Source organism: Streptomyces sp. SP18CS02 (assembly GCF_036322365.1).
Taxonomy (GTDB): Bacteria; Actinomycetota; Actinomycetes; order Streptomycetales; family Streptomycetaceae; genus Streptomyces.
Map to the genome: position 1 here is coordinate 1 of NZ_JAQYXC010000251.1, position 22761 is coordinate 22761.

The 22761-nt window shown below is 73.8% G+C and carries 16 protein-coding genes; 13 read left to right on the plus strand and 3 right to left on the minus strand.

Annotated elements, in window-relative coordinates:
* Positions 1 to 75 precede the first annotated feature (75 nt).
* The gene (locus PUR26_RS34585; protein WP_443076956.1) at positions 76 to 159 is read left to right on the plus strand and encodes an FMN-binding protein; all 84 of its coding nucleotides are present in this window, start codon (positions 76 to 78) and stop codon (positions 157 to 159) included.
* Between the two features lie 38 nt (positions 160 to 197).
* Positions 198 to 932, plus strand: coding sequence for an FAD:protein FMN transferase (locus tag PUR26_RS03280; protein ID WP_329869127.1), 735 nt, complete (start codon positions 198 to 200; stop codon positions 930 to 932).
* Between the two features lie 426 nt (positions 933 to 1358).
* Here the strand turns inward: PUR26_RS03280 and PUR26_RS03285 are convergent, their stop codons facing one another.
* Together PUR26_RS03285 and PUR26_RS03290 are read right to left on the minus strand one after the other, a co-directional pair.
* Positions 1359 to 1934 carry a hypothetical protein gene (locus PUR26_RS03285; protein ID WP_329868989.1) on the minus strand — a complete coding sequence of 192 codons (576 nt, stop codon included), beginning with the start codon at positions 1932 to 1934 and terminating at the stop codon, positions 1359 to 1361.
* A gap of 277 nt (positions 1935 to 2211) precedes the next feature.
* Positions 2212 to 3312, minus strand: coding sequence for a hypothetical protein (locus PUR26_RS03290; RefSeq protein WP_329868991.1), 1101 nt, complete (start codon positions 3310 to 3312; stop codon positions 2212 to 2214).
* Positions 3313 to 4356: 1044 nt separating this feature from the next.
* On the opposite strand from PUR26_RS03290, the gene PUR26_RS03295 reads away from it, so the two are divergent.
* The 10 genes from PUR26_RS03295 (at position 4357) to PUR26_RS03340 (ending at position 20910) form a co-directional block, all read left to right on the plus strand.
* Positions 4357 to 6261 carry a BTAD domain-containing putative transcriptional regulator gene (locus PUR26_RS03295; RefSeq protein ID WP_443076957.1) on the plus strand — a complete coding sequence of 635 codons (1905 nt, stop codon included), beginning with the start codon at positions 4357 to 4359 and terminating at the stop codon, positions 6259 to 6261.
* A 99-nt stretch (positions 6262 to 6360) separates the two neighbouring features.
* Complete coding sequence (locus PUR26_RS03300) at positions 6361 to 8592, plus strand: TOMM precursor leader peptide-binding protein (RefSeq protein WP_329868995.1); 2232 nt, start codon at positions 6361 to 6363, stop codon at positions 8590 to 8592.
* Between the two features lie 151 nt (positions 8593 to 8743).
* Complete coding sequence (locus PUR26_RS03305) at positions 8744 to 10612, plus strand: TOMM precursor leader peptide-binding protein (RefSeq protein ID WP_443076958.1); 1869 nt, start codon at positions 8744 to 8746, stop codon at positions 10610 to 10612.
* A 44-nt stretch (positions 10613 to 10656) separates the two neighbouring features.
* Positions 10657 to 12240, plus strand: coding sequence for a nitroreductase family protein (locus PUR26_RS03310; RefSeq protein WP_329868997.1), 1584 nt, complete (start codon positions 10657 to 10659; stop codon positions 12238 to 12240).
* Between the two features lie 10 nt (positions 12241 to 12250).
* The gene (locus tag PUR26_RS03315) at positions 12251 to 14965 is read left to right on the plus strand and encodes a lantibiotic dehydratase (protein WP_329868998.1); all 2715 of its coding nucleotides are present in this window, start codon (positions 12251 to 12253) and stop codon (positions 14963 to 14965) included.
* Positions 14953 to 16032 (plus strand): lantibiotic dehydratase C-terminal domain-containing protein, encoded by a 1080-nt coding sequence (locus tag PUR26_RS03320; RefSeq protein ID WP_329869000.1) that lies wholly within the window; start codon positions 14953 to 14955, stop codon positions 16030 to 16032. The genes PUR26_RS03315 and PUR26_RS03320 overlap by 13 nt, the downstream gene beginning before the upstream one ends.
* The gene (locus PUR26_RS03325; RefSeq protein WP_329869002.1) at positions 16029 to 17147 is read left to right on the plus strand and encodes a peptidase M50; all 1119 of its coding nucleotides are present in this window, start codon (positions 16029 to 16031) and stop codon (positions 17145 to 17147) included. The genes PUR26_RS03320 and PUR26_RS03325 overlap by 4 nt, the downstream gene beginning before the upstream one ends.
* Before the next feature lie 111 nt (positions 17148 to 17258).
* Positions 17259 to 18230 carry an ABC transporter ATP-binding protein gene (locus PUR26_RS03330; RefSeq protein WP_329869004.1) on the plus strand — a complete coding sequence of 324 codons (972 nt, stop codon included), beginning with the start codon at positions 17259 to 17261 and terminating at the stop codon, positions 18228 to 18230.
* The gene (locus tag PUR26_RS03335; RefSeq protein WP_329869006.1) at positions 18227 to 18982 is read left to right on the plus strand and encodes an ABC transporter permease; all 756 of its coding nucleotides are present in this window, start codon (positions 18227 to 18229) and stop codon (positions 18980 to 18982) included. The genes PUR26_RS03330 and PUR26_RS03335 overlap by 4 nt, the downstream gene beginning before the upstream one ends.
* Positions 18979 to 20910 (plus strand): TOMM precursor leader peptide-binding protein, encoded by a 1932-nt coding sequence (locus PUR26_RS03340; protein ID WP_329869007.1) that lies wholly within the window; start codon positions 18979 to 18981, stop codon positions 20908 to 20910. Before PUR26_RS03335 ends, PUR26_RS03340 begins: the two co-directional genes overlap by 4 nt.
* Before the next feature lie 118 nt (positions 20911 to 21028).
* Here PUR26_RS03340 and PUR26_RS03345 read toward each other — a convergent pair whose 3' ends face one another.
* Positions 21029 to 21202: a thiazolylpeptide-type bacteriocin gene (locus tag PUR26_RS03345; RefSeq protein WP_007268044.1), complete on the minus strand. Its 174-nt coding sequence runs from the start codon at positions 21200 to 21202 to the stop codon at positions 21029 to 21031.
* Positions 21203 to 21355: 153 nt separating this feature from the next.
* On the opposite strand from PUR26_RS03345, the gene PUR26_RS03350 reads away from it, so the two are divergent.
* A complete protein-coding gene (locus PUR26_RS03350; protein ID WP_329869029.1) occupies positions 21356 to 22612 on the plus strand; it encodes an amidohydrolase in 1257 nt (418 codons plus the stop codon).
* Positions 22613 to 22761: the final 149 nt, after the last annotated feature.

The following is a 22761-nucleotide window of genomic DNA, read 5'->3' on the forward strand; positions in this document are numbered from 1 at the left end:
GCCAACAGCCGCAAGATCGCCTCCGACGCCGTACCCAAGCTCAACCAGGCGGCCGTCACCGCGCAGAGCGCGCGCATCGACGCCGTCTCCGGCGCCACCTACACCAGCCAGGGCTACATCACCTCCCTCCAGAGCGCCCTCGACGAGGCAGGCCTGTGACCGGGGAAGCGGTGCGCCTGCGCCATGTCGAGCACCTCATGGGGACCGTGTTCTCGTTCGACATGCGGATGGCGGCGGACGGCGACGGAGACCGGCTGAGGGCCGGACTCGTGGCGGCCGTCGCCGGTCTGCACCGGGTGGACGAACTGTTCTCGACGTTCCGCCGGGACAGCCAGGTCAGCCTGCTGGCCAGGGGGAAGCTCACGCTCGGGGACTGCGCCCCCGTGGTGAGCGAGGTGCTCTGGGAGTGCGAGGAGGAGGAGCGCCTCAGCGACGGATGGTTCACCGTACGGCATTCCGGCAGCCTCGACCCGACCGGCCTGGTCAAGGGGTGGGCCGTGGAACGCGCGGTGCGCATGCTCGCCTCGTCGGGGGCCGAGGCGGTCTGCCTGAACGGTGGCGGGGACATCCAGCTGTACGGCGGTCCCTGGCGCGTCGGGATCGCCGATCCGCTGGTGCGGGGCGGGCTGGTCGCGGTGGTCGAGGCCGACCGCACCCTCGGCATCGCCACGTCGGGGCCGGCCGAGCGCGGCTGCCACATCATCGACCCCCACACCGGTGTGCCTCCCACCGAGGGCCTCGCCTCCATGACGGTCGTCTGCCCGGGGCTGACGCAGGCCGACGCACGGGCGACGGCCGCCTACGCGATGGGCAGGCCCGCCAGGGAGTGGCTGGAGGGGCTCCCGGACACCGAGGGCTTCGCCGTCACCCAGGACGGCAGCACCTGGCAGACGAGCGGTTTCGCGCGTCACACGGTCGGGCTCAGGGCCTGACGGAGGGTCGCACGGCCCGCGCGGCCGGGTGTTTCCCCGCCCGGCACGCCACGGCTTCGCGGAGTCCGGCCCGTTCCTCGGGCAGGCCCTCGCTCCCGCTCCCCGACGCGGTCCTGAGCGGGAGCGACGACGGCGAAGGCTCGTCCGGTCGGTCCGATGCGATCCTCGGCGCCGACGCGCGTGCCCCTCTCCCCCGCTGCGGCCGACGCCATGACGGGCCGAGCCGGGGGGGCCGGAACGGTCGACCGGCGTACGGTTCGCCGTCACGGCCCCGCCCGGCCGCTCATGTCCGGCCGCTCCGCCTAACGCCTGAGCGACGACCGCCGGCCTCGGCGCTGAGGAACGAGCCCGTCGCCTGTTGTGGCTTCGGTGCCGCCCCCGCCGAGTGGGCGCGCCGCGCGGCAGCGTGTCGACGCGCCGTCGCGGTCAAGGGCGGTGCGGTGCGACGAGGCCGGGAGGGGCCGGCGGGGCGAGTTCCCTGAGGACCTGGGTGTAGCGGTCACCGAAGGTGATGCGGCTGATCCGTTCGAAGCGGTACCGCGAGGGGGTGCCCCACCACTCGCCGTCCGCGTCGATCTCCCACAGCTCGAAGGACTTCTTCCGGAACCCGACGGGCACACCGATGTTGAGGGTGTCGTTCTCCTCGTGGTGCACCCCCACCATCCCGTAGTGGACGGCCGCGGAGTCGATGACGCCGCGCGCCGTGCCCAGGCGAATGCGGGTACGGGGTGCGGCGGGCGGCCAGATGCCCTGCAGCGTGAGCCAGCGCACCGCCGGGGAGTTCGTCCCCTGGCGCCGGACCTTCACGATGTCGTCCGTGCGGACGGCCTCGAAACCGTCGAGCATCATCTCGCTGCACTTGGCCACCAGCGTCCACGCGGGCCTGGCCCTGACCACGAAGCCGTAGAGGGTGTCGGCTCCCTCGTTGGACCTCGTGATCCGCACGTACTCGTGGGTCGCGGCAACCTGTCGCAAAGTGCCGAGGATTCGCTCGTCGTCCATGCGCCCACGATGGGGGCCGGGGACCCAGTGGCGCCAGGGGTTTTCCTCGGCTCCGAGCCCGGAACCCGGCCGATGCCGGGGAACGCCGATCGGCACAGCCGGGCCCGGCGCGGCAGGCGCGGCGCGGAGCCGCGCCGGGCGCGGTGGCAGGACACGGTCGCCTCGGCGCGGGCGGGCACGACGAAGGCGTACCCCCGGGGGCTCCGGGGGTACGCCGAGGGTCGATGGGGAGATCCGTCGGACGCCGGGGCGTCGATGCCTTCGCGCCCCTCGTGGATCACGCCGAGGCGTCGTCTCCGAGGTCCTCCTCCGGGAACCCGGCGGGCGAGGCACCGCCGAAGACGCCCTCCATCAGCTCGTCCACGTCCACCGCGGCGGCACCGGACGGAGCGGCCACCTTGTCCCCCTTGCCCAGGCGCATCACCAGAGCGAACTTCTTGACCTCGGCGTTCTCCGCGAGCTTGGTGAGGTCCAGGCTCAGCTCGCTCAGCGCGCCGTTCTTGAGGGTGAAGTCGGCCGTGACCGGCTTGTCCGGGGCGTCCTTCAGCTCCTGCGCGGTGGGCAGTTCCATGCCGGGCGGCAGGTCCTTGGACAGCCGGCGGAGTTCGTCGACGAGCTCGGTGATCAGTGTGCGGAAGGGTGCCGTGGCGGCGATGTGCTCCACACCGTCCTTGCCGCCGGTGGACGTGAAGTCGACCTCACGGGCGACGACCTCACGCAGCGACTCCAGCAGCTTCTTCTGCGTGTCGGCGTCGAGGGAGGGCTCCGCCGAGGGGCCGGCGGCCCCGGAACCCGGCATCCCCATCCCCTCGCGGACCTCCTCCCAGTCCTTGGTGGCGATCTTGAGCCATTCACCGTTCAGGAACTTCTTGAACGCCTCCGCGCTCTCGGGCAGCTCCTCGGCGGACGGCATCGGCTGGCCGGCCATCTCGGCGACGGCCTTCACATCCGCACGCAGGTACGTGTGGTCGCCGACGACCCGGTACTCGAACAGGTCGCCGTCCGGGCTGCTGACCTTCATGGCCAGACCGGTCAGGTCCTTCTCGTCGGACTCGTCCAGCGGCTTCGTGGACTGCACGGACAGCGAGATCCGGGCGCCGCTGATCAGCTCGGCCACCTCGTCAGGGATCTCCTCCCCCGGCTCCGCCTCGGCGTCCAGCGCCTTCAGGCTCCCTGCGTCGGCGTCGAGGTCGAGCTCGACGGAGACCGAGCGCTCCTTGCCGATCCGGTCGAAGGCGCGGTCCAGCTTCTGACCTGCCGTCAGGTTTTCCACCGTCCCACAGGCGGCGGAGCCCGACAGGACCGCGGTGACGACGGCGGCGGCGGTCAGGGTTCTACGTATGGCGGGAATGACTGTCTCCTCATCAGGTCCGACCACAACGGTGGCCGGAGAGAAGACTCACGAACCTTCCACAAGGTTGCAACCCATATGTGCGCGCGACGAAAGCAGAACCGCCGGCTGTCCTCGCGTCGACGGCGGGGCCGGCGCACCCGTCGTGCCGACAGGTCCGCGGGAACACCGGAGCCGGTCTCGTCGGGGTCGGGGGCGACGCCGGCTCCGTCGCGTCCCGGGGGGCCCGGGGGTTTCCTGGCGGGTTTCCCGGCGGCCGCGCCCGGGCACCGGCCCGGCTCCCCCCCCGGCCGCCACGTCCGGCGCCCCGCTCGCCCGCACCCCGGTCGCGCCGTGCTCCGACCGGGCGGAGCCTGCCCTTCCGCCCGCCCGGCCGACCGGCCGTCCACCCGACCTTCGGCCACCCCCACCACCGCAGGCCGCACCTCCCCGCCGACGCCAACCATCCTGCCGCCGTTGGTAATTGACAGATCGTCATATACAGTCCGGCCGCCCGGGCACAGGCCGGGCCTCTCGGACAAAGGCGCCTTTCAGGCCGCGATGGCTCTCAACCACCAGGTCATGACGCCCTTCCCGTCCCCAGGGCGAGCACCGGTCGCCGGACACCACGAGAACCACCACCTCGGCGGAAGCCGATGCACGCCTGCCCACCGGCACACGAGGCGCCCTCCGGTCCCGAACCGCCCGCGCTCCGACACCGCGCCACAAGAGACTGATCCAGCCACATCACTGGCTGATTGTGCACCTTAATTACCGCGCTGCAACGTGCTTGGATGGCCGCTGTCCGGCGCCTCGTTTATGCGTGAACAAGCCGAAGGCAACCAGCGGAAACGGCCGAGTTACAGGAGAGCGAACACATCTCCCCCGCGGCCGAATGCAAGAACGCACAGCTCGACTTCAGCAGAATCCGTTAAGTATGGTTCCACTCATTCACCGCCCGACCGGGGCACGGCAAAGAGCATTCACAGTCGGTTCGTACTCGCGCGGAGCGACTGTGGCGCGCACTCGACCAGCCGATCGCCTCTATCACGGCCCCTGTCGGAGAATGTGTAGCGATACGGGGGATCAGCCATCCGGTTTCAACTTTTAGGACCTTTGAGTATCGCGCGCGGTCCGGAAGTCGCCGTTCTCAAACCGTCCAAACCGACCAGCCTGCTCGCCGCGCTGCTGCTGCACCCCGGCGCCGTCGTGTCGACCGGCTACCTGATGCGCGCCGTGTGGGACGAGGAGCCGCCCGCCACGGCGCGGGCGTCGCTGCAGACGTGTGTCCTGCGGTTACGCCGGCTGTTCACCGAGTACGGCATCTCGTCCACCGTGATCGAAGCCGTACCGGGCGGCTACCGCATGCCCAACGACCCGGCCACGCTCGACCTGGCACAGTTCCGCTCCCTGGTCGGGCTCGCCTCCTCCGCCACCGGCCCGGAGGAGGAGTTGTACCGGCTCCGGGAGGCCCTCGCCCTGTGGCGCGGCCCCCTGCTGGCCAATGTGGCGTCGAGAATGCTCCAGCGCGACGCCGTTCCCGCGCTGGAGCAGGAACGGTTACGCGTCCTGGAACGGGCCTGCGACCTCGAACTCGCCAACGGGAACTGCCATCAGGTCCTCGTGGACCTCTACGAGAGCGCCCGCCGGACCCCCGTGCGTGAACGCTTCATGGAACAGCTCATCGAGGCCCTGTACCGCACCGGCAGACAGACCGAGGCGCTCGCCGAGTACCGGAACGTGCGGGACCGGCTGCGCGACGAGCTGGGCATCGACCCCGGTCCTGGCCTGCGCCGGCTGGAGCTGGCCATACTGCGCTCGGAGGACCTCGGCGGCCACCCGGCAACGGCCTCCCCCCTGTCGCTTCCCGCCCCTCGGCCCCTCACCGCTCTCCCGCCCCCTTCTCCCTCCCGCCCCGCTCCTCCCTCACCAGTGTCGCCGCCCGCACCGTCACCGGCTCCGGCTCAGACTGAGGCTCCGGCAGTGGCTGGGACTCCGACTGAGGCTCCGGCTGCGGTCCCCACCCCGGTGGCCGCGCCCCCGGCTCCCGGCGAGGGGCCCATCGCCGCCGCCCCGGCCCTGCCACCCGTCCCCGGGTTCGCCGGCCGTCACGCCGAACGCACCGCCATCGCGGCCCGGTTGACCACCGGGACCGGCCCCCGTCTGGTGGTGATATCCGGCGCACCCGGCATCGGGAAGTCCGCCCTGGCCCGCCAGACCGCCCACGACATCCGGCACGACTTCCCCGGAGGGGTGTTCGTCGTCCCGCTGACCCGGCCGGACGGGACGCCCGTGGACGTCGACGAAGCCCGGGCGGCGCTGCCGCCCGCCGGCGCCGGACGCCGGCTGCTCGTCCTGGACGACGCCGCGGGTGCCTGGCAGGTACTGCCGCTGCTGCCCGGGCCGGATGACACCTCCGTCCTGGTGACCAGCAGGCGCGGTCTGGCCGCCGTCGTCGCCACCCACGGCGGCGCGGCGCACCGGCTGGACGTCCTGTGTCCCGCCGAGGCCCACGCCCTGCTCGCCGGGCTCGTCGGTGCCGAACGGATCGCGGAGGGTTCGGCCGCCGCCCATGAACTGGCCACCGTCTGCGGACACTTCCCGCTGGCACTGCGGATCGCCGCGGGCCGGCTGCTCACCCGGCCGGGGCTTTCGGCCGCCGACTGCGCGGCCTGGCTCGCGAAGGACCCGCCCGGCAGGCTGGCGCTCGCCGAGGACCTGCGGCTCTCGGTGCCGGATGTGTTCGGTCGGGCGCTGGACACACTGCGTCCCGAGCTGCGCAACGCCTTCCTCCAGCTCGGGGGCGGTCCGGACGCGGCGGAGGGACCCGTCGCCGCTCCGGACGCCGAGTCGGCCGCGGTCCTGGAGCAGCTGGTCGAGGCCGGGATGCTCGAGGACGGTCCTCCCGGCTTCTACAGGATGCACGCCTTCCTTCGCATCTACGCGCGTTGGTACATCCGTACGCGCTGCACGGCCCCCGTCGCGTCACCGCACTGACGCTCCCGTTCCCCGCACCGCGCCTCCCCCGCTCCACCCGCGTACGCGCCCCCTTCCGCTCTGCCTCCCACCCGCCTCGATCGCACCCAGGGGTGTCCCATGGCCCAGGCCAGCTACGAAGCCGTCGCCTCCACCCGTCCCCGCATCCGCCGGGACGTCCTCTTCACCGAAACGCCCGACGGCGTCCTCTTCCACAACGCGGACGGCGGCTTCCGCCTCACGGCCGCGTCGGCGTACCGTTTCGCCACCCTGCTCGTGCCCCACCTCACCGGCGAGCACTCGGTGGCGGAGCTCTGCGAGGGACTCGGGGACGGCCAGCGGAAGATGGTCGGCGAGCTGGTGAAAACGCTGTACGAAAGAGACTTCGCCCGCCCGGTCGCCGCCGCGCCGGAGTCCTCCGAAGGCCCACGGGCGGCCCTGCCGCCGGATGTGGCACGGCGGTTCGCCCCGCAGATCGCCTACGCCGATCACTACGCCGACGACGCCGAGGCGCGCTTCCTGCACTTCCGCGACGCCAGGGTCGCCGTCCTGGGCGAGGACCCGGTGGCCCGCTGGTGCGCCCTGAGCCTGGTGCGCAACGGCTGTGCCGTCGTCGGTGTGACCCCGGGCCTGGACCGGGCCGCCGTCGACACGGAGGCCGCCGAGACCGTGGCCGACGGCTGTCCGGTGGAGGTCCGCGTCCTCGCGGCCGGCGAGGGCGACATCGGGTGGGCCGGGCTCCAGGGGTACGACGTCGTCGTGGTCACGGGCGGCCGGGCGGCGCCGGCCACGGTGCTGCCGCTGCTGCGCGCCGGGATTCCGGAAGGCCATGTCCTGCTTCCGGCCTGGACGTACGGCTCCGATGCCGTCATCGGCCCGCTCATGTCGCACGGGACGCCGGGGTGCTGGGCCTGCGCGGCCCTGCGGCTGGGTGCGACGGGCGGCGGCGCGGGGGACGCGGCCGAGTTGTGGAGCGCGCTGGCGCTGCCGGGCTCGCCCGTCGCCTCCGGACCCGTGCCGGGAGGCCCGCTGGCCGCGATGATCGGCAATCTGCTGGGCTACGAGGTGTTCCGGGCCCGTTCGGGGGCGCTCCCCGCCGAGACCGCCGGGCACCTGCTGGTGCAGGACATGGAGTCGCTGGACGTCACGGCCGAACCGCTGTTCGCCCACCCCCGCTGCCCGTTCTGCGCGGGGAGCGAGGCGGAGGCCGCCCGCGCCGCGTCGACCCCGGTCGAACTCACCGCCGCCGGCGGCTCGGGGGCGCCCGCGCTGCCCACCCTGGAGACCGCCCGGGACGCGGACGAGCTGGTGGCGGAGTTGAACCGGCGCTCCACGCTGGTACGTCCCCGGGCTGGTGTGTTCACCGCGTACGGGGACGAGCGGCTGACCCAGGTTCCGCTCAAGCTGGGCGTCGTGGAGCTGGGCATCGGGCCGTCGGGCACCCGCTCCGTCTCGGCCTTCGACGTGCACCATGTGGCCGGGGCGCGGATGCGGGCCCTCGACACGGCGGCGGCCCTGTACGCCGAGTGGGTCGTCCCCGCGCGCGGTCTGGTGCGGGCCGGGGAGCGGGCGGTGGCGCCGGCCGGGCTTGTCCTGGCCACCGGCGTACCGGGCTCGGCCGACGTCCACCAGCATGGCGTCTCGCTGCTCACCAAGGAGCCGGTGCTGGTGCCCGCCGGTGCCGTCCGTCCCTTCGGGCCGCACAACGCGGACCGGCTCTTCGAGCGCACCTCGGCGGGCGTGGGCGCGGGGCCCGCCCCGGCGGACGCGGCCGCGGCCGGGCTGTTGTCGGCACTCGCGTACGATGCGCTGCTGAGCACCGTACGGGGCCGGGCCGCCGCGCCTGTCCCGCTGCCGGAGGCGGAGGAGGGCGCCGGTTCCGACGCGGAACTCACCTTCCTCGTGCGTTCGGCGGACCGGCTGGGTGTCCCCGTCGAGCTGCTGGACCTCGCCGGAGGCGGTACCCACGGCGTCCATGTGCTGCTCGCGCGCTCCGGCGAGCGCTGGGCGGTGGGCAGCGATCCGGACCGGCGGGGAGCGGCGGTGGCTGCGCTGCGCGAGTTGTTGGGCGCGGTGCAGTTCGAGCAGGACGAGGCGTCGGACGGGCCTGCCGACACGGGTGATCCGCTGCTGCGTGACCTGGACGCCCGGGCGCTCGCCGTCGCGGGTGAGGCCGCTCCCGCGACGGCCGGCGGGTCGGTGGCCGGATGGGCGGACGTCCTGGACGGGCTGCGTGCGCGGGGCCGTGACGCCTTCGCGGTGCCGACCGGGTCCCCGGAGCTGGCGTCGGCCGGGATCCACACGTTCCGGGTGCTGCTGACGGCCGTGACGGAGTCCGGCCGTGACGCGTGACCCCGTCGGCGCGGCCGGCCACGGACGGCCGGCCGGCGTCGACGCCCCCGCCGCCGCGCACCGTACGCCCGCTTCTCCTCGGCTCCTCGTCCGTGTCGCCCCGGAGCTGTCCGTGGCGCTCGGGGCACCGGCCGCCGAGCGGTTCGGCCGGCTGCTGGACCGGGCGCTGCGTGCGCTGGGCGGGCCCGTGGTGAGTCTGTCGGCGCTGGGGGTGCGCGACGCGTTCGCGCACTCCGGCGGTCCGGAACGCGGCGTGCCGGAAGCCGATGTGCTCCCGGTGCGGGTCTACGGGCACCACGCGGTCGTCGGGCCGTCGGCCGGTGGCGGTCCCGGTTGTCCGCGCTGCCTGGAACGGCGCTGGCAGGCGGTGCGTTCGGTCGCCCTGCGCGACGCCCTGGAGCTGGGTGGCGGCACGGCTCGTGCGGCGGGCGAGTGGCCGTACGCCCATCCGTTCGCGGCCGACGCGCTCGCCGCGCTCCTCTGCGGCCTGTCGCGCGGGGAACGGCGGGCGGGCCCGTTCCCCGAGGTGCGGCTGATGGATCTGCGGACCGGTGACGTCCGCCGTCTTCCCCTCGTGCCCGACCCGGAGTGCCCGGGCTGCGGTTCGCCCGAGGAGGACTCGGCGGACGGGGCGGAACTGGCGCTGCCGCCCACTCCGGCGTACCGGCCGGGCGCCTTCCGGACCCGGCCGATCGAGTCGTACGGCATCGAGGTCGCGGCTTTCGCCAACCCCTTGTGCGGGGCGTTGGGGCCTTCGCTCGTGCAGGACGTCTCCTCCACGTCCACATCGGCGACCATCGGCTGCTTCTCCATGCGGTCGGGGTCGTATCTGCGTGAGACGTTCTGGGGCGGGCACACCGACTCGTTCGAACGAAGCGGCCAGGTCGGCGTGTTGGAGGGTCTGGAGCGGTATGCGGGCATGCGTGCGCGCTCCCGGGTGACCGGGGTGGTGGGGTCGCTCAAGCGGCTGGGCGCGGACGCGGTCGATCCCCGGGAGGTGGGTCTCTACAGCGAGGCGTTCCACCGCGACAACCCCAGGGTGCGGCCCTTCGACCCCGACCGGGAGATCCCGTGGGTGTGGGGCTGGTCGCTGCGGGACCGGGTGCCGCGGCTGGTGCCGGAGATCCTGACCTACTACCACGCGCCGGGGCTGGAGAACCGGTTCGTGCAGGAGAGCTCCAACGGATGCGCGTCGGGCGGCAGTCCCGCGGAGGCGGCGCTCTTCGGCCTGATGGAGGTCATCGAGCGGGACGCCTTCCTGCTGAGCTGGTACGGGCGGCAGCCGCTGCCGGAGATCGACCCGTCCACCAGCGAGCGGCCGGGGACCCGGGCCATGGTCGACCGGCTGGCGATGTACGGCTACCGGGCCCGGTTCTTCGACACCCGGATCACCTTCCCGGTCCCGGTGGTGACCGCGGTGGCGGAGCGCTTCGACGGCGGGCCGGGGCGGATGTGCTTCGGTGCGGGGGCGGGCCTCGACCCGGAGGCGGCGCTGAGCTCGGCGCTGTGCGAGATCGCCACCGACGCCGTCAACCTGCCGGGGCGCACCGAGCGGGACGAGGCCCGGCTGCGTGCCATGGCGGCCGACTTCTCGCTGGTCACCGCGTTGCACGACCACCCTCTGGTGTACGGGGTGCCGGACATGGGCCGGCACGCGGACTTCCTGCTGCGGTCCCCGTCGCCGGGCGCCCCGCGGCCGGTGGCGGCGGCGCGCTGGACGGACGCGTCGGGACGTATCACGTCCGACGACGTCGCCGAGGACCTCCGTCGGTGCGTGGCCGCCGTCGCGGCCGAGGGGTTCGACGTCGTCGCGGTCGACCAGACCATGCCCGAGCAGCGGGCGCTCGGCCTGCACACGGTGAGCGTGCTGGTCCCCGGCCTGCTTCCGATCGACTTCGGCTGGTCCCGTCAGCGGGCGCTGGGCATGCCACGGCTGCGTACCGCCCTGCGGGCCGCGGGGCTGCGCGATCGCGACCTCACTCCCGCCGACCTCAACCCGGCCCCCCACCCCTTCCCATGACCGGCCGCCGCGACCCGGCGTATGCCCCGAACGTAGGAGGACCCATGGGCCACGCCCATGACTACGCCCGCGAGATCATGCACCGCGGCCGGATACCCATGGCTCCGGCGGACTTCGTGCCCGACTGGTCCGACCGGCCGCGCAAGGCGAAGTTCTACCCGGGCGCGGAGACCGTGCCGCTGCCCGAGGCACCCCCGCCGGGCGAGGCGTCCGGCCTGTTCACCCTGCCCCTGCTCGCGGGGATGCTGCGCGACTCCTACGGGCTGACCGGACGTCGGCTCGCCGTGCAGGCCAATACCGACCTGGCGGCGCTGCCGCACTACACGCACGCCAACTGGTCGCGGGGCACCGCCTCGGGCGGCGGACTGTATCCGGTGGCCGTGTACTGGGCGGCCGGCGCGGACGGCCCGCTGACCCCCGGGCTCTACCACTACGCGCCGCACCAGCACGCGGTACGCCGGCTGCTGGCGGGCGACGTCACGGGCGAGGTGCGCGGGGCGCTGGGCGACGCGGTGCCGGCGGCCGCCCACTATCTGGTTCTCGGCGTCAAGTACTGGCAGAACTCCTTCAAGTACAACAGCTTCTCCTTCCACGCGGTCAGCATGGACGTGGGCGCGCTGCTGGGCACCTGGCGGCTGTGGGCGTCCCAGTACGGTCTGCGGCTCGCGCCGGCGCTCTGGTTCGACGAGGAACGGCTGGCCGCCCTGCTGGGGGTGGCGTCGCGCGACGAGGGTCTCTTCGCGGTCGTGCCGCTGGAGTGGGAGGGCGCTCGCGTCCCCGAGCGGCCGGTGGCCGCCGTGGCGGGCTCCCCGACGTGGCCGGCCGGCCCGGGGGCCGCGCCCGGCCCGGCCGTACGGCGGCGTGACGCCGAGCGGTCCCGTCGTGTCCTGGAGTTCGAGACGCTGCACCGCGTCCACGCGGCCACGGTGGGGCGGGCCGCCGACCGGCCCGGTCCCGGCGCCCTGGACGCCGCCGCCGCCCGCGCCCCGCGCGGTGGCGCTCCGGTGCCGCTGCCCGCGCCGGCCGGGCCCTCGCTCGGGGCGAGCGGCGCCCTGCTCGCCCGGCGCAGCAGCTTCGGCCGGTTCGACGCGAGCCGGCCGATCACGGCGGAGCAGCTCGCCGCGGCGCTCGCCGACTGTGCGGCGACCTCGCTCGGCAGTGACGCCGAACGCCCGGGCGGTCCCGCGCTGACGGCGTTGTACGCGTTCGTCAACCATGTGGAGGGCATCGCGCCGGGCTCGTACGCCTACGACCCGGCGGCCAGGGCGCTGCGCCCGGTCGTGTCCGGGCCGCCCGGACCGTTCCTGCAGCGGAACTACTTCCTCTCCAACTACAACCTGGAGCAGACCGGCGCGGTGATCGTCCCGACCGTACGGACCGGGGCCGTGCTCGACGCCGTGGGCGACCGGGGGTACCGGCTGGTCAACGCGACGATCGGCGCGGTCGCGCAGACCTTCTACAGCACCGCCGCCGCCCTCGGGCTGGGGGCGGGTGTGGCGCTGGGCTTCGACAACATCGCGTACATCGAGCATCTGGGGCTGACCGGTACGGACGAGGCGCCGTTGCTGATCATGCTGCTCGGCCATGAACGGCCGCGGCCCGCCGACTTCCGTCACGAGATCGTCTGAGGGGGCGGCGATGGAGAGCAGAACCGAATGGCTGGCCGGGGACCGCTTCATGCTGCGGGTGGCCGGGTTGCCGCTGGCCGTGGTGGACGACCTGCGCTGCGAGGAGGCGACGCGGTGGGCCGAGGTCGTGCTGGCCGCCGAGGAACAGCTGGAGGCGGGGGCGTCGCGGCTGACGGAGGCCCTGCACGGCGCCGTCGGGGCGACGGACCCGGCGTCCGGAGGTCCGGACGCCGCCCGCCGCCGTGAGCTGCTGCGGCTGCGCCGGCACATCCACAACAACCGGCTGCCCGACCGGCCGGACGCGGCCGTGGAAGCGGTGGCGGCCGTGGACGAGGCGGCCGCGGAGCAGCTCACGCAGTGGCTGCGGGTCCGCGGGCACCTGGAGAAGCTGCTGGCCGAGGGGCCCCCGCTGGTCGAGGCCGGCCTGGGCCGCAACCGGGCGGCGCTGCGCGGGCTGCTGGCCGACGACCGGCTGCGTCTCGGCCTGCTGTTGGCCTCGCCGGCGCTGGAAGGCCAGGTGGACGGCTATCTGAGGGCGACGGGGGCGCCGGGCGGCCGGGCGCGCAAGGCCGAGCGGTCGGTGTTGTCGTACCTGTACCGCACGGCGTGCAAGACGAGTCCGTTCAGCACCTTCACCGGTGTGGCCACGGGTGTGTTCGGTGCCGAGGGGGACGGCCGGACGCGGGTCGAGGACGACTGGCGCAGCGGGGTGCGGCTCAATGTGGTGGTGCTGGCCAGGCTCGCGGAGCTGGTGTCGGCCGACCCGGTGCGCCGTCGTGATCTGCCGCTGCTTCCGGCCTCCGGGTGGGGCGGCGACGAGAACCGGATCCGCTATGTGCGGCGCTCGGTCGCGGCGGGCGACGACTCGGCCGCGGTCACCTTCGACGCGGTCAAGGACCGGCTGTTCTTCCTGCGGCGCAGCGGCACCCTGGACCGGCTGCTGGGGCTCTTCGCCGAGCGGGGCGAGCTGCGCCACGGCGAGCTGGCCGACTGGCTGGCCGAGCAGCACGACGCGGGGCCGGAGGACTGCGAGGCGTATGTGTCCGCCCTGCTGGAGCTGGGCATGGTGCGGGTGCCCTGTCTGGACACCGAGGTGCACAGCGGCGATCCGCTGCGCGCCTTCCAGGAGTCGCTGAGGTCGCTGCGGCGCCCGTGGGCCGACCGGCTCGCCACGCTCCTCGACGCGCCCGCCGAGGCGCTCGCCCGTTACCCGTCCGCCGGGCACGCCGAGCGGGGGGAGCTGCTGCGGACGCTCAGGAGCGGGCTTCGCCTGGCCCAGGAGGAGCTCGGCGCGCCGGACGCGGTCCTGCCGCAGACCCTGCTGTACGAGGACGTGAGCGCGGGTCGTGACCTGACGGCACCGGCGCCGGACTGGGCGGGGCTGCGGTCGGTGGAACGGATCCTGCCCGCTTTCGACCTGACGCTGGCGCAGCGGCTCACCTTCGAGGGGTTCTTCGCCGCCCGCTACGGGGCCGGGGGCCGCTGCGACGATCTGCTCGGCCTGGTGCACGACTTCCACGAGGACTTCTTCGACCAGTACCTCTCCTTCACCGCCCGGCGGTCGCCGTTCGACGCGCGGGGCGAGTACGTCCCGGAGGAGAACTGGCTGGGGCTGCCGGGCATCAGGGCGCTGGACGCCGCCCGGGTGGCGTTCATCGGGCGGATGCGGACGGCGTGGGAGCGGTACGCGGACTCCGGTGCGCCGGGCGAGCTCCGGCTCGACGAGGCGGACCTGAGGGCCGTCAGCACCGAACTGGAGCCGGTGGCGCCCGGTTTCGCCGCCCGCTGCCATCACATCCAGCTGGCCCGGGACCCGCGGTCGGGTGCGGCTCTGACGGTGCTCAACCGGTCCTACGGGGGGCTGTCCTTCCCCTTCAGCCGCTTCACCCACCTGTACGACGAGAACGGTGAGGGGGTCGTGCCGCTGTCACGGGAACTGCGGGGGGCGGCTGAGCGGCTGACGCCGACGGGCGCCGTGTTCGCCGAGGTCACCGGCGGTCCGGTCACCACGAACCTGAACCTGCACGGGGAACTCGCGCCGTACCGGATCGTCTGCCCCGGTGAGACGGGGGCGCTGCCCGAGGAACGGCTGCTGCGGCTGGACGACCTGTACGCCGAGCACGTCCCGGCCACCGGCCGGGTGGTACTGCGCTCGCGCCGGCTGGGCTGTGAGGTGATCCCGGTCTATCTGGGCTATCTGGTGCCGCTGGCACTGCCCGCGATCCCGCGCACCCTGCTGTTGCTGTCGCCGTCGTCGATGTCGCCGCTCGACGTCTGGGCGGGTGTCCCGCAGGGGCCGTCGCCCGACGGTGTCACCTCCCGTCCCCGGGTGGTCCACGGGAACGTGGTGCTCTCCCGGCGCAGCTGGACCACCACGGCCGGGGAGCTGCCCGCGCACGGCGCGCGGGAGGCCGTGCACCTCCTCGGATGGCGGCGGTGGCGTCGCGCCCACGGGCTGCCGGAGCGGGTCTTCGCGACCGTCTCGGCCGGTGCTCCCGGCGGGGGCGCCAAACCGCAGTACGTCGACTTCGGCAGTCTGCTCTCGCTCGCCGCCTTCGAGACGCTGCTGCGCGATCCCGCCCACCGGGTCGTGTTCCGCGAGATGCTCCCCGGCCCCGACGGTCTGCACACGTACTCGGCCCGTGGCGCGCACGTGGCCGAGCTGGCCGTCGAGACGTTCACCACGACCCGACGCCCGGAAGGCGGTCCCCGATGGCAGAGCTGATCCCCGGTGCGCGCGACCCGCGCGGCGCCTGGCAGGCCATGCACATCTTCTACGCGGCCAACCCCCAGCCGCTGCTGGTGAACTGCGTCGGTCCGCTGGTCTCCTCGCTCGTCCGGGACGAGCTGCTGGCCGGGCACTTCTTCATCAACTACTGGCTGGAGGGGCCGCATGTGCGGCTGCGGCTGCGGCCCGCGACCCCGGCGGCCGAGGCCGAGGTGCGCCGCCGCGCCGAGGAGGCGGTCACCGCTTTCCTGCGGACCCGTCCGGCGCTGTACGAGGTGGACTCCGGATTCCTGAACGAGTTCTACAACACGCTGTTCGACATCGAATTCCCCGAGGGCGACCGGGCCGCTTTCATGGGGCCGGACGGCCGGATGAACCTCCGGCCGAACAATTCCTTCTCCTACGAGCCCTACGAGCCGGAATTCGGGAAGTACGGCGGCCCCGCGGGCATCGAACTGGCCGAATGGCATTTCGCCAGGTCCAGTGAGCTGGTGCTGGAGGCGCTCGGGCGGATGAACCTCCATCTGCGGACCGTCCTCCTGGGCACCTCGGCGCAGTTGATGATGGTGATGGCCGGGGTTTTCCTGCCGGACCGCGACGAGCTCGCCTCCTATCTCGACCGCTACTACCAGTTCTGGCACAAGGCGTTTCCCGGCACGGGTTTCATCGGCTCCGAGGAGTACGACCGCACATACGAGCAGACCGCTCCCGGACTCGCGCGGCGCTTCACCGCCGTGCGGGAGGCCCTCGCGTCCCGGGAGACGGGCCGGCTGCCCGCGTTCCTCGCGGGCTGGGCCGAGCACTGCCGTGAGCTTCGTGAGCGGGCGGTCGCCCTGGCGGCCGGCGGGGAGCTGGTCTTCCGCTCGTGGGACGGCACGCGCGACGAGCGGGTGACCGATCCGGCCGAGGCGCTGCCGCTGCTTCTCTCCCCGTACATGCACATGACCAACAACCGGCTGCATGTGACGATCCGCGACGAGGCGTACCTCGCCCATCTGCTGGGCCGGGTGCTGCGCGAGGGCGAGAGCCGGGGTCCGGCCGGACCGGCGGCGGTCGCGCCGTGACCGGCGTCTCCCCCGCACCGGACGGGCTTCTGGGGCACCGTCCCGCGCTCCGCTCCGACATCCTGCTCTCGCCGCCCCTGCTGAACGGGCCGGCGACCGTCCACCTGGTCAAGGACCCGGTGTCGGGCGCCGCTTTCGAGATCGGGACGAAGGAGTACTTCCTCGTGTCGCGTCTGGACGGCTCCCGCAGCCTGGGCGACATCGGCGCGGAGTACGGGCAGACCTTCGGCCGCCGTCTGGCCGAGGCGCACTGGCAGCGGCTGCTGGCCCTGCTCGGCACCCGCGGGCTGCTCGTGGGCGGGCCGGCCCCCCAGCCGCCGGCCCCGCGCGTGAAGCCGGTGGAGGGGACCCTGCTGCGCGGCTCGCTGCGGCTGGTGGCGGACGCCGACGCGGCCACGGCCCGGTGGCACGGGGTCCTGCGGCCCCTGCTGCACCCGGTGGTGCTCGGCGCGCTGCTGCTGGTCTGTCTGACCACGACGGTCGTGGTCTCGGCGGAGTCGGCGAAGCTGCTGCGCGATGTGGGCTGGCTGCTGCTCCGCCCGGTGCCGCTGCTGGCCGTGGCGACGCTGCTGTGGGTCAGCACGGCGCTGCACGAGTTCGCGCACGGGGTCGCGGCGCGCCATGTCGGCGGCACTGTCGGGGAGATCGGGCTGCGCTGGCGCCTGCCGGTCGCCATCATGTACTGCAGGGTGGACAACTACCGCTATCTGCGCCGCCGTCGGCACCAGATGGCCGTCGCGGGAGCGGGGGCCTTCGCCAACCTGCTGTTCCTGCTGCCCTTCCTGCTCTGGTGGGCGGCCCTGACGGAGGGGGACTCCACACGCCGGACGCTCGGCGCCCTGCTGCTGCTCGGAACCGCTCAGGGCGTGGTCAACCTGGTTCCCCTGCCGCCGCTCGACGGCTACACCATGCTCGGGCACGCGCTGCGGGTGACCGCCCTGGCGCCCGCCGCGGCGGCCTATGTGCGGCTGAGGTCGCGCGACCGGGCGGCGGCCGCGGCCTACCCGCCCCGGGCCCGCCGCCTCTACCTGGGCTACGCCGTCGGTTCCGCCCTGCTCGTGCTGCTCCTGGCGTGCGGTGCGGCCGGCGCCCTCCTGGGCGTGCTCGTCACCTGACCGGACGTCCTCCGCCGCCCGCCCGCGTCCCGTACCGTCCCCGACCTCACGGCCCCATGACCCCATGACCCATCCCCCGGCACCCGCCCAGACCCAAGGGACGCACCACCCATGACGACCGACAGCATCCAGCCCCCCGGCACCATGGCCATCGCCGTCGAGGAGGTCCGCAAACGCTACGGCGACCGCCACGCGGTGGACGGGGTCTCCCTCGACGTACGGCGCGGCGAGTTCTTCGGCCTGCTCGGCCCCAACGGCGCCGGCAAGACGACCCTGGTCGAGATCATGGAGGGGTTGCGCGAAGCCGACTCCGGCACCGTGCGCGTGCTCGGGCTGAGCCCGTGGCCGCGCAACACGGCGCTGCTGCCGCGCATCGGTGTCCAGACGCAGTCCTCGGCCTTCTTCGTCCGCCAGACCGCCCGCGAGCACCTCGCCACCGTCGCCGGGCTGTACCGGAGCGACCGCGCGGCCGCCGACCGCACACTGGCGACCGTCGGACTCACCGACCAGCGGGACGTGTACGTCGAGAACCTGTCGGGCGGACAGCGCCAGCGGCTCGCCATCGCCTCCGCGCTGGTGCACGAGCCGGAGCTGATCTTCCTCGACGAGCCGACCGCCGCGCTCGACCCGCAGGCCCGCCGGGATCTGTGGGAGGTCCTGCGCGCCCTCAAGGGCGAGGGCAGGACCATCGTCTACACCACGCACCATCTCGACGAGGCCGAGGCGCTGTGCGACCGCGTGGCGATCCTCGTCGACGGCAGGATCGCGGCGCTCGACTCGCCGCACCGGCTGGTCACCGCGGCGGGCGCGCCGTCCCGGCTGCTGCTGCCGGCCGGCCGCATCCCGGTGGAGGAGGCCGGTGCGATCCCCGGCGTCGACCGCGCCACGCTGCAGGGCGGTTCGCTCGTGCTGGAGACCGGGTCCCCCGGCAGGGTCCTGCGCGCCGTGGACGCGCTCACCGGGCTCGACGGAGTGATGACCCGTACGGCCACCCTGGAGGACGTCTACCTCGAACTGACCGGAGCGGCGGCCGGACCCGGCGCCGCCCACACCCACGCCCACACCACGGAGTCCCACGGATGAGCGCGTACACGGCCCTGACCACCGCCGGATACCGGGCCCAGGTCCGGGACAAGGCGACCCTGTTCTTCACCTTCGCCTTCCCCCTCCTCTTCCTCGTGGTCTTCGGCCTGATCTTCAGCGGTCAGGACGTCGAGGAGAGCGGCCGGCCGTACATCTCGTACATCGCTCCCGGTGTGATGTCCTGGGGCGTCGCCAACGCCGCCGTGTTCGGCATCGCGTTCACACTGATGCAGTGGCGGCGCGACGATCTGCTGCGGCTGATCCGGCTCTCGCCCACCCCGCTGACCACGGTCCTGGCCTCGCGGTACGTACTGGCCCTGGCCGTCGGCGTGGTGCAGGCGGCGGTGTTCATCGGGGTGGCGATGCTTCCCGGCTTCGGCCTGGTGCTGGACGGCCGGTGGCCGCTGCTGCTGCCGGCCCTGGTCCTCGGCATCACGGCCTTCATGGCCATCGGCGTCATCGTCGGCACCTACGCGAACACCCCGGAGGCGGTCGCCGCGATCGCCAACTGCCTGATGGTACCCATGGCGTTCCTGTCCGGATCGTTCCTGCCGATGGACATGATGCCGGAGTGGCTGCGGTCGGTCTCACGGATCCTGCCGCTGCGGTATCTCAACGACGCCGCCTCCGGAGCGCTGACCGGCAGGGGGCCCGTCGCGGACATCGGGATCGGCTGCGTGGTGCTGCTCGGATTCGCGGTGTTGTTCGGCGCGATCGGCCTGAAGACCTTCCGCTGGAGCAACCGGACATGACCATGACCGCCTCCGTCCGGGCCTCGGACGGCACACCCCTCGAGGAGGCCCGGCGCGACGTCGCGCGGGCGCTGGCGGGCCGAGGAGCGGCCGTGGTCACACTGGGGGTGCATGACGCCCTGCGGGCCGCATCGTCCGACCCGTTCGCGGCGGTCCGGCCCACCGCCACCGTCCACCTCACCCAGCGTGCCCTGCTCGTCGGCCCGTGGGGCGGGGACGGCACCGCGCCGGCGTGCGGCCGGTGCCTGGCGATGCGCCACCAGCGGCTGCACAGCCGCAGCGAGCGCGACGCACTGGAGGAGGGGAGTCGGCCGCCCACGACGGTGGCGCCCGAGTGGCCGCGCCTGACGCCCTATGTACTCGACGCGGTCGCCGCACTGCACGAGGCGGCGTTCTCCGGTTCCCTCCGGGAGCCGGGCGAGGCGGCCGACCGGACACTGCCGCAGGTGTCCCGGCTGGATCTGCGGACCCTGCGGACACGGACCTATCCGCTGCTCGCCGATCCGCTGTGCCCCGTCTGCGGCCCGGCCGGCCCCGACGCGCCGGCCCCCTTCACGCCCGTGTCCCGTCCCAAGCCCCGGCCGGACGCCCGGCATCTGCGTTCCGCCTCCTCGTACCCGCTGCCGCGGGCCGCCCTGGCGAATCCGGTGACCGGGGTCCTGGGCTCCGGCACCTGGATCAACGTCACCTCGCCGACCACCGCGCCCGTCGCGGGCAGTGTCTTCATGCGCGGCTACGCGGGTCTGACCGACGTGACCTGGAGCGGGCAGGCCAACAGCTTCGCGGGCAGCCGCGACCTGGCGTTCCTGGAGGGCCTGGAGCGGTATGCGGGCACCCACCGCCGCACCGGCGGCTCCCCGCTGACCGCTTCCTACGAGGAGCTGGGCGACCGGGCTCTCGATCCGGCGGAGTGCGGCTTCTACGCGCCGTCCACCTACCGGGACGATCCGATGGTCTCCCCGTTCGACCCGCGGCGCCCGATCCCCTGGGTGTACGGGCATTCGCTGCGCGACGACCGGCCGGTGCTGGTACCCGCCCGGCTGGTGCACTACAGCGCCGGGCTCGCGGCCGACAACTTCGTCTTCGAGTGCTCCAACGGATGCGCCATCGGCAGCTGCCCGGAGGAGGCCCTGCTCGGCGCGTTGCTGGAGCTGATCGAGCGGGACGCCTTCCTGCTGGCGTGGTACGGCGGCCTGTCCCTGCCCGAGATCGACCTGTCCACCCTGGGCAGCCCCGCCGTCCGCGCGATGGCCGACCGGGCCGCGTTGCAGGGCTACGACGTGCACGCCTTCGACAACCGGATCGATCTGGCGGTGCCGGTGGTCACGGGGCTCGCGGTACGCCGCGACGGCGGGCCGGGGCTGTTCTCCTTCGGCGCGGGCGCGTCGCTCGATCCGGAGGCGGCCGTGGAGGCGGCCCTGTCGGAGGTGCTCACGTACATCCCGCACCTGCCCGGTCAGGTGGCCGACCGCCGGGCGGAACTGGAGGCGATGGCCGACGACTTCGGGCGCGTGCTGCATCTGAAGGACCACGCGCAGCTGTACGGGCTGCCCCGGATGGCCTCCCATGTGCGCCCCTATCTGGAACCGGTGTCCGTCCGGCCGATGCGGGAGACCTACCGTTCGTGGAACACCGGACGGCGTCCCTCGACCGGTGACCTGCTGGACGATCTGGGCCTGTGCGTCGCGGAGCTGACAGCGGCCGGCCATGATGTGATCGTCGTCGACCAGACCACGCCGGAGCAGCGCCGGGCGGGGCTGCACACCGTCTGCGCGGTGGTTCCGGGACTGCTGCCGATCGACTTCGGTTGGTCGCGGCAGCGGGCTCCGTACCTGCCGCGGCTGCGCACGGCGCCGCGCCGGGCGGGGCTGCGCGAACGGGACCTCACGGAGGCGGAGATCCGCCGGGTGCCGCACCCGTTCCCCTGACATGGGGACGGCCGTCGGCACCCCCGCCGGCCGCCGCCCGTCCGGTGTCCCGGACGGGCGGATGCCCCGGCTCCCGAGAGGGCGCCGGGGCATCCGTACGCACACGGACCGACAGCGGTCAGGCGCTGCAGGACGTGGTGCTCGTGGTGGACGAACACGTCGACGTGGAGCTGCAGCTGGTGGAACCGGCGAGCACGACCTCACTGGCGTCCGAGTAGTCGGAGATCTCGAAGGTCTCCGACTCCAGCTCCAGGATCTCGTCGGCGAGCGAGGCGAGAGGCGACTTCTCCATGATGGCTCCTTGGGTGGTGGGGTGCGGTGCGGTACCGCTCCATCACAGCGCCCTCCGCCGACATCCCGCCCCGTGGGACGCTGACAGGTCGCTGACACGAGGTGTCAGCGACCTGCGCCGTCCCTCCCGCCCCTCCTGACCGAGGATGTCCGGATGGACCGTTCCGCCACCGCCGCGCCCACCCGTCTCGGCCCGCTGCTGCGCCCGCTGACGGAGTTCTGCCTGGACCTCCATCTGCATCCGGAGGTGTCCGGGCAGGAGCGGCGGACCTCGGAGCGCTTCGCGCGCCGGCTGAACGACACGGGGCTGCGGACCTCCGTCGGTGTGGGTGGCCATGGCGTCGTCGGCGTGCTGCGGAACGGCGACGGTCCGACGGTCCTCGTACGGGCCGAGCTCGACGCGCTGCCCGTGCGCGAACGCACCGGACTCCCCTACGCGAGCAGGGGCGATGCCGCCCATGTCTGCGGTCACGACCTGCATCTGACGGCGGCCGCGGGGGCCGCCTCACTGCTGGCCGGGTCCCCGGAGTCGTGGCGCGGCACGCTGATCGTGGTGGGCCAGCCCGCGGAGGAGACGCTGGAGGGCGCGCGGGCGATGCTCCGCGACGGCCTGTACGAGCGGTTCGGCCGCCCCGACCACGTGGTGGCCCAGCACGCGGCCCCGCTGCCGGGCGGCATGGTCGCGCACGGGTACGGGCCGGTGACGGCGGGGTCGGTCACCTTCCGGATCGTCGTGCACGGGCGGGGCGGTCACGCGGGCGCCCCGCATCTCGCGGTGGACCCGGTGGTGACGGCGGCCCATGTGGTGACCCGGCTCCAGACGGTGGTGGCCCGGGAGGCGGCCCCGGCGGAGCAGGTGGCGGTGACGGTCGGCCTCCTGCGGGCCGGCGAGCGGGCGAACATCGTGCCGGACCGGGCCGAACTCGGGGTGACCGTACGGGCTGTGGGCGAGGCGTCCCTCGCGCGGGCCGCGGCGGCGGTGGAGCGGATCGTACGCGCCGAGTGTGCCGCGTCGGGCTGTCCCCGGGAGCCCGAGATCGTACGGACCTCCGGCTCACCGGTCACCCACCCCGATCCGGGGGCGACGGCGGCCGTACGCGAGGCGCACATCGCGCAGTTCGGGCCGGAGCGGGTGACGATGTGGCCGCCCTCACTGGCCACGGAGGACGTCGCGCTGTTCGGGGACGCGGGCCGGGAGCTGCACGGCGTGGAGGGGATCGCGCTGGTGTACTGGATGCTGGGCACGGTCGGCCCTGCGGCCTGGTCCCGGGCTCCCGGCGCCTCGGCGGCCGAGAAGCTGGCGGCCCTGCCCGCCAACCACTCCCCCGAGTTCGCCCCGGATCTGCGCGCGTCCCTGCCGACCGCCGTCGCGGCGCTCACCACGGCGGTCACCCGGCTCACCCGGCCGTGAGGAGGCGGCCGCCGAGGCCGGGGAAGGGCTGTGCGGCGGTCACGCGGAGACGGGGTGAGACGGGGTGCCGCCGTCTCAGCGTCCCGTCGGCCCCGGGGGACGGCGCTCCCGGCGCGTCCGGGCCGCTCGTCGGCGCAGGCGCGCCGCGG

Bases quoted from the DNA above. Each gene is read 5' to 3' on its own strand.
- PUR26_RS03345 (WP_007268044.1), bottom strand. From the start codon at position 21,202: ATGGAGAAGTCGCCTCTCGCCTCGCTCGCCGACGAGATCCTGGAGCTG.
- PUR26_RS03320 (WP_329869000.1), top strand. From the start codon at position 14,953: ATGGCAGAGCTGATCCCCGGTGCGCGCGACCCGCGCGGCGCCTGGCAG.
- PUR26_RS03280 (WP_329869127.1), top strand. From the start codon at position 198: ATGGGGACCGTGTTCTCGTTCGACATGCGGATGGCGGCGGACGGCGAC.
- PUR26_RS03285 (WP_329868989.1), bottom strand. From the start codon at position 1,934: ATGGACGACGAGCGAATCCTCGGCACTTTGCGACAGGTTGCCGCGACC.
- PUR26_RS03330 (WP_329869004.1), top strand. From the start codon at position 17,259: ATGACGACCGACAGCATCCAGCCCCCCGGCACCATGGCCATCGCCGTC.
- PUR26_RS03350 (WP_329869029.1), top strand. From the start codon at position 21,356: ATGGACCGTTCCGCCACCGCCGCGCCCACCCGTCTCGGCCCGCTGCTG.
- PUR26_RS03315 (WP_329868998.1), top strand. From the start codon at position 12,251: ATGGAGAGCAGAACCGAATGGCTGGCCGGGGACCGCTTCATGCTGCGG.
- PUR26_RS03300 (WP_329868995.1), top strand. From the start codon at position 6,361: ATGGCCCAGGCCAGCTACGAAGCCGTCGCCTCCACCCGTCCCCGCATC.
- PUR26_RS03310 (WP_329868997.1), top strand. From the start codon at position 10,657: ATGGGCCACGCCCATGACTACGCCCGCGAGATCATGCACCGCGGCCGG.
- PUR26_RS03340 (WP_329869007.1), top strand. From the start codon at position 18,979: ATGACCATGACCGCCTCCGTCCGGGCCTCGGACGGCACACCCCTCGAG.
- PUR26_RS03335 (WP_329869006.1), top strand. From the start codon at position 18,227: ATGAGCGCGTACACGGCCCTGACCACCGCCGGATACCGGGCCCAGGTC.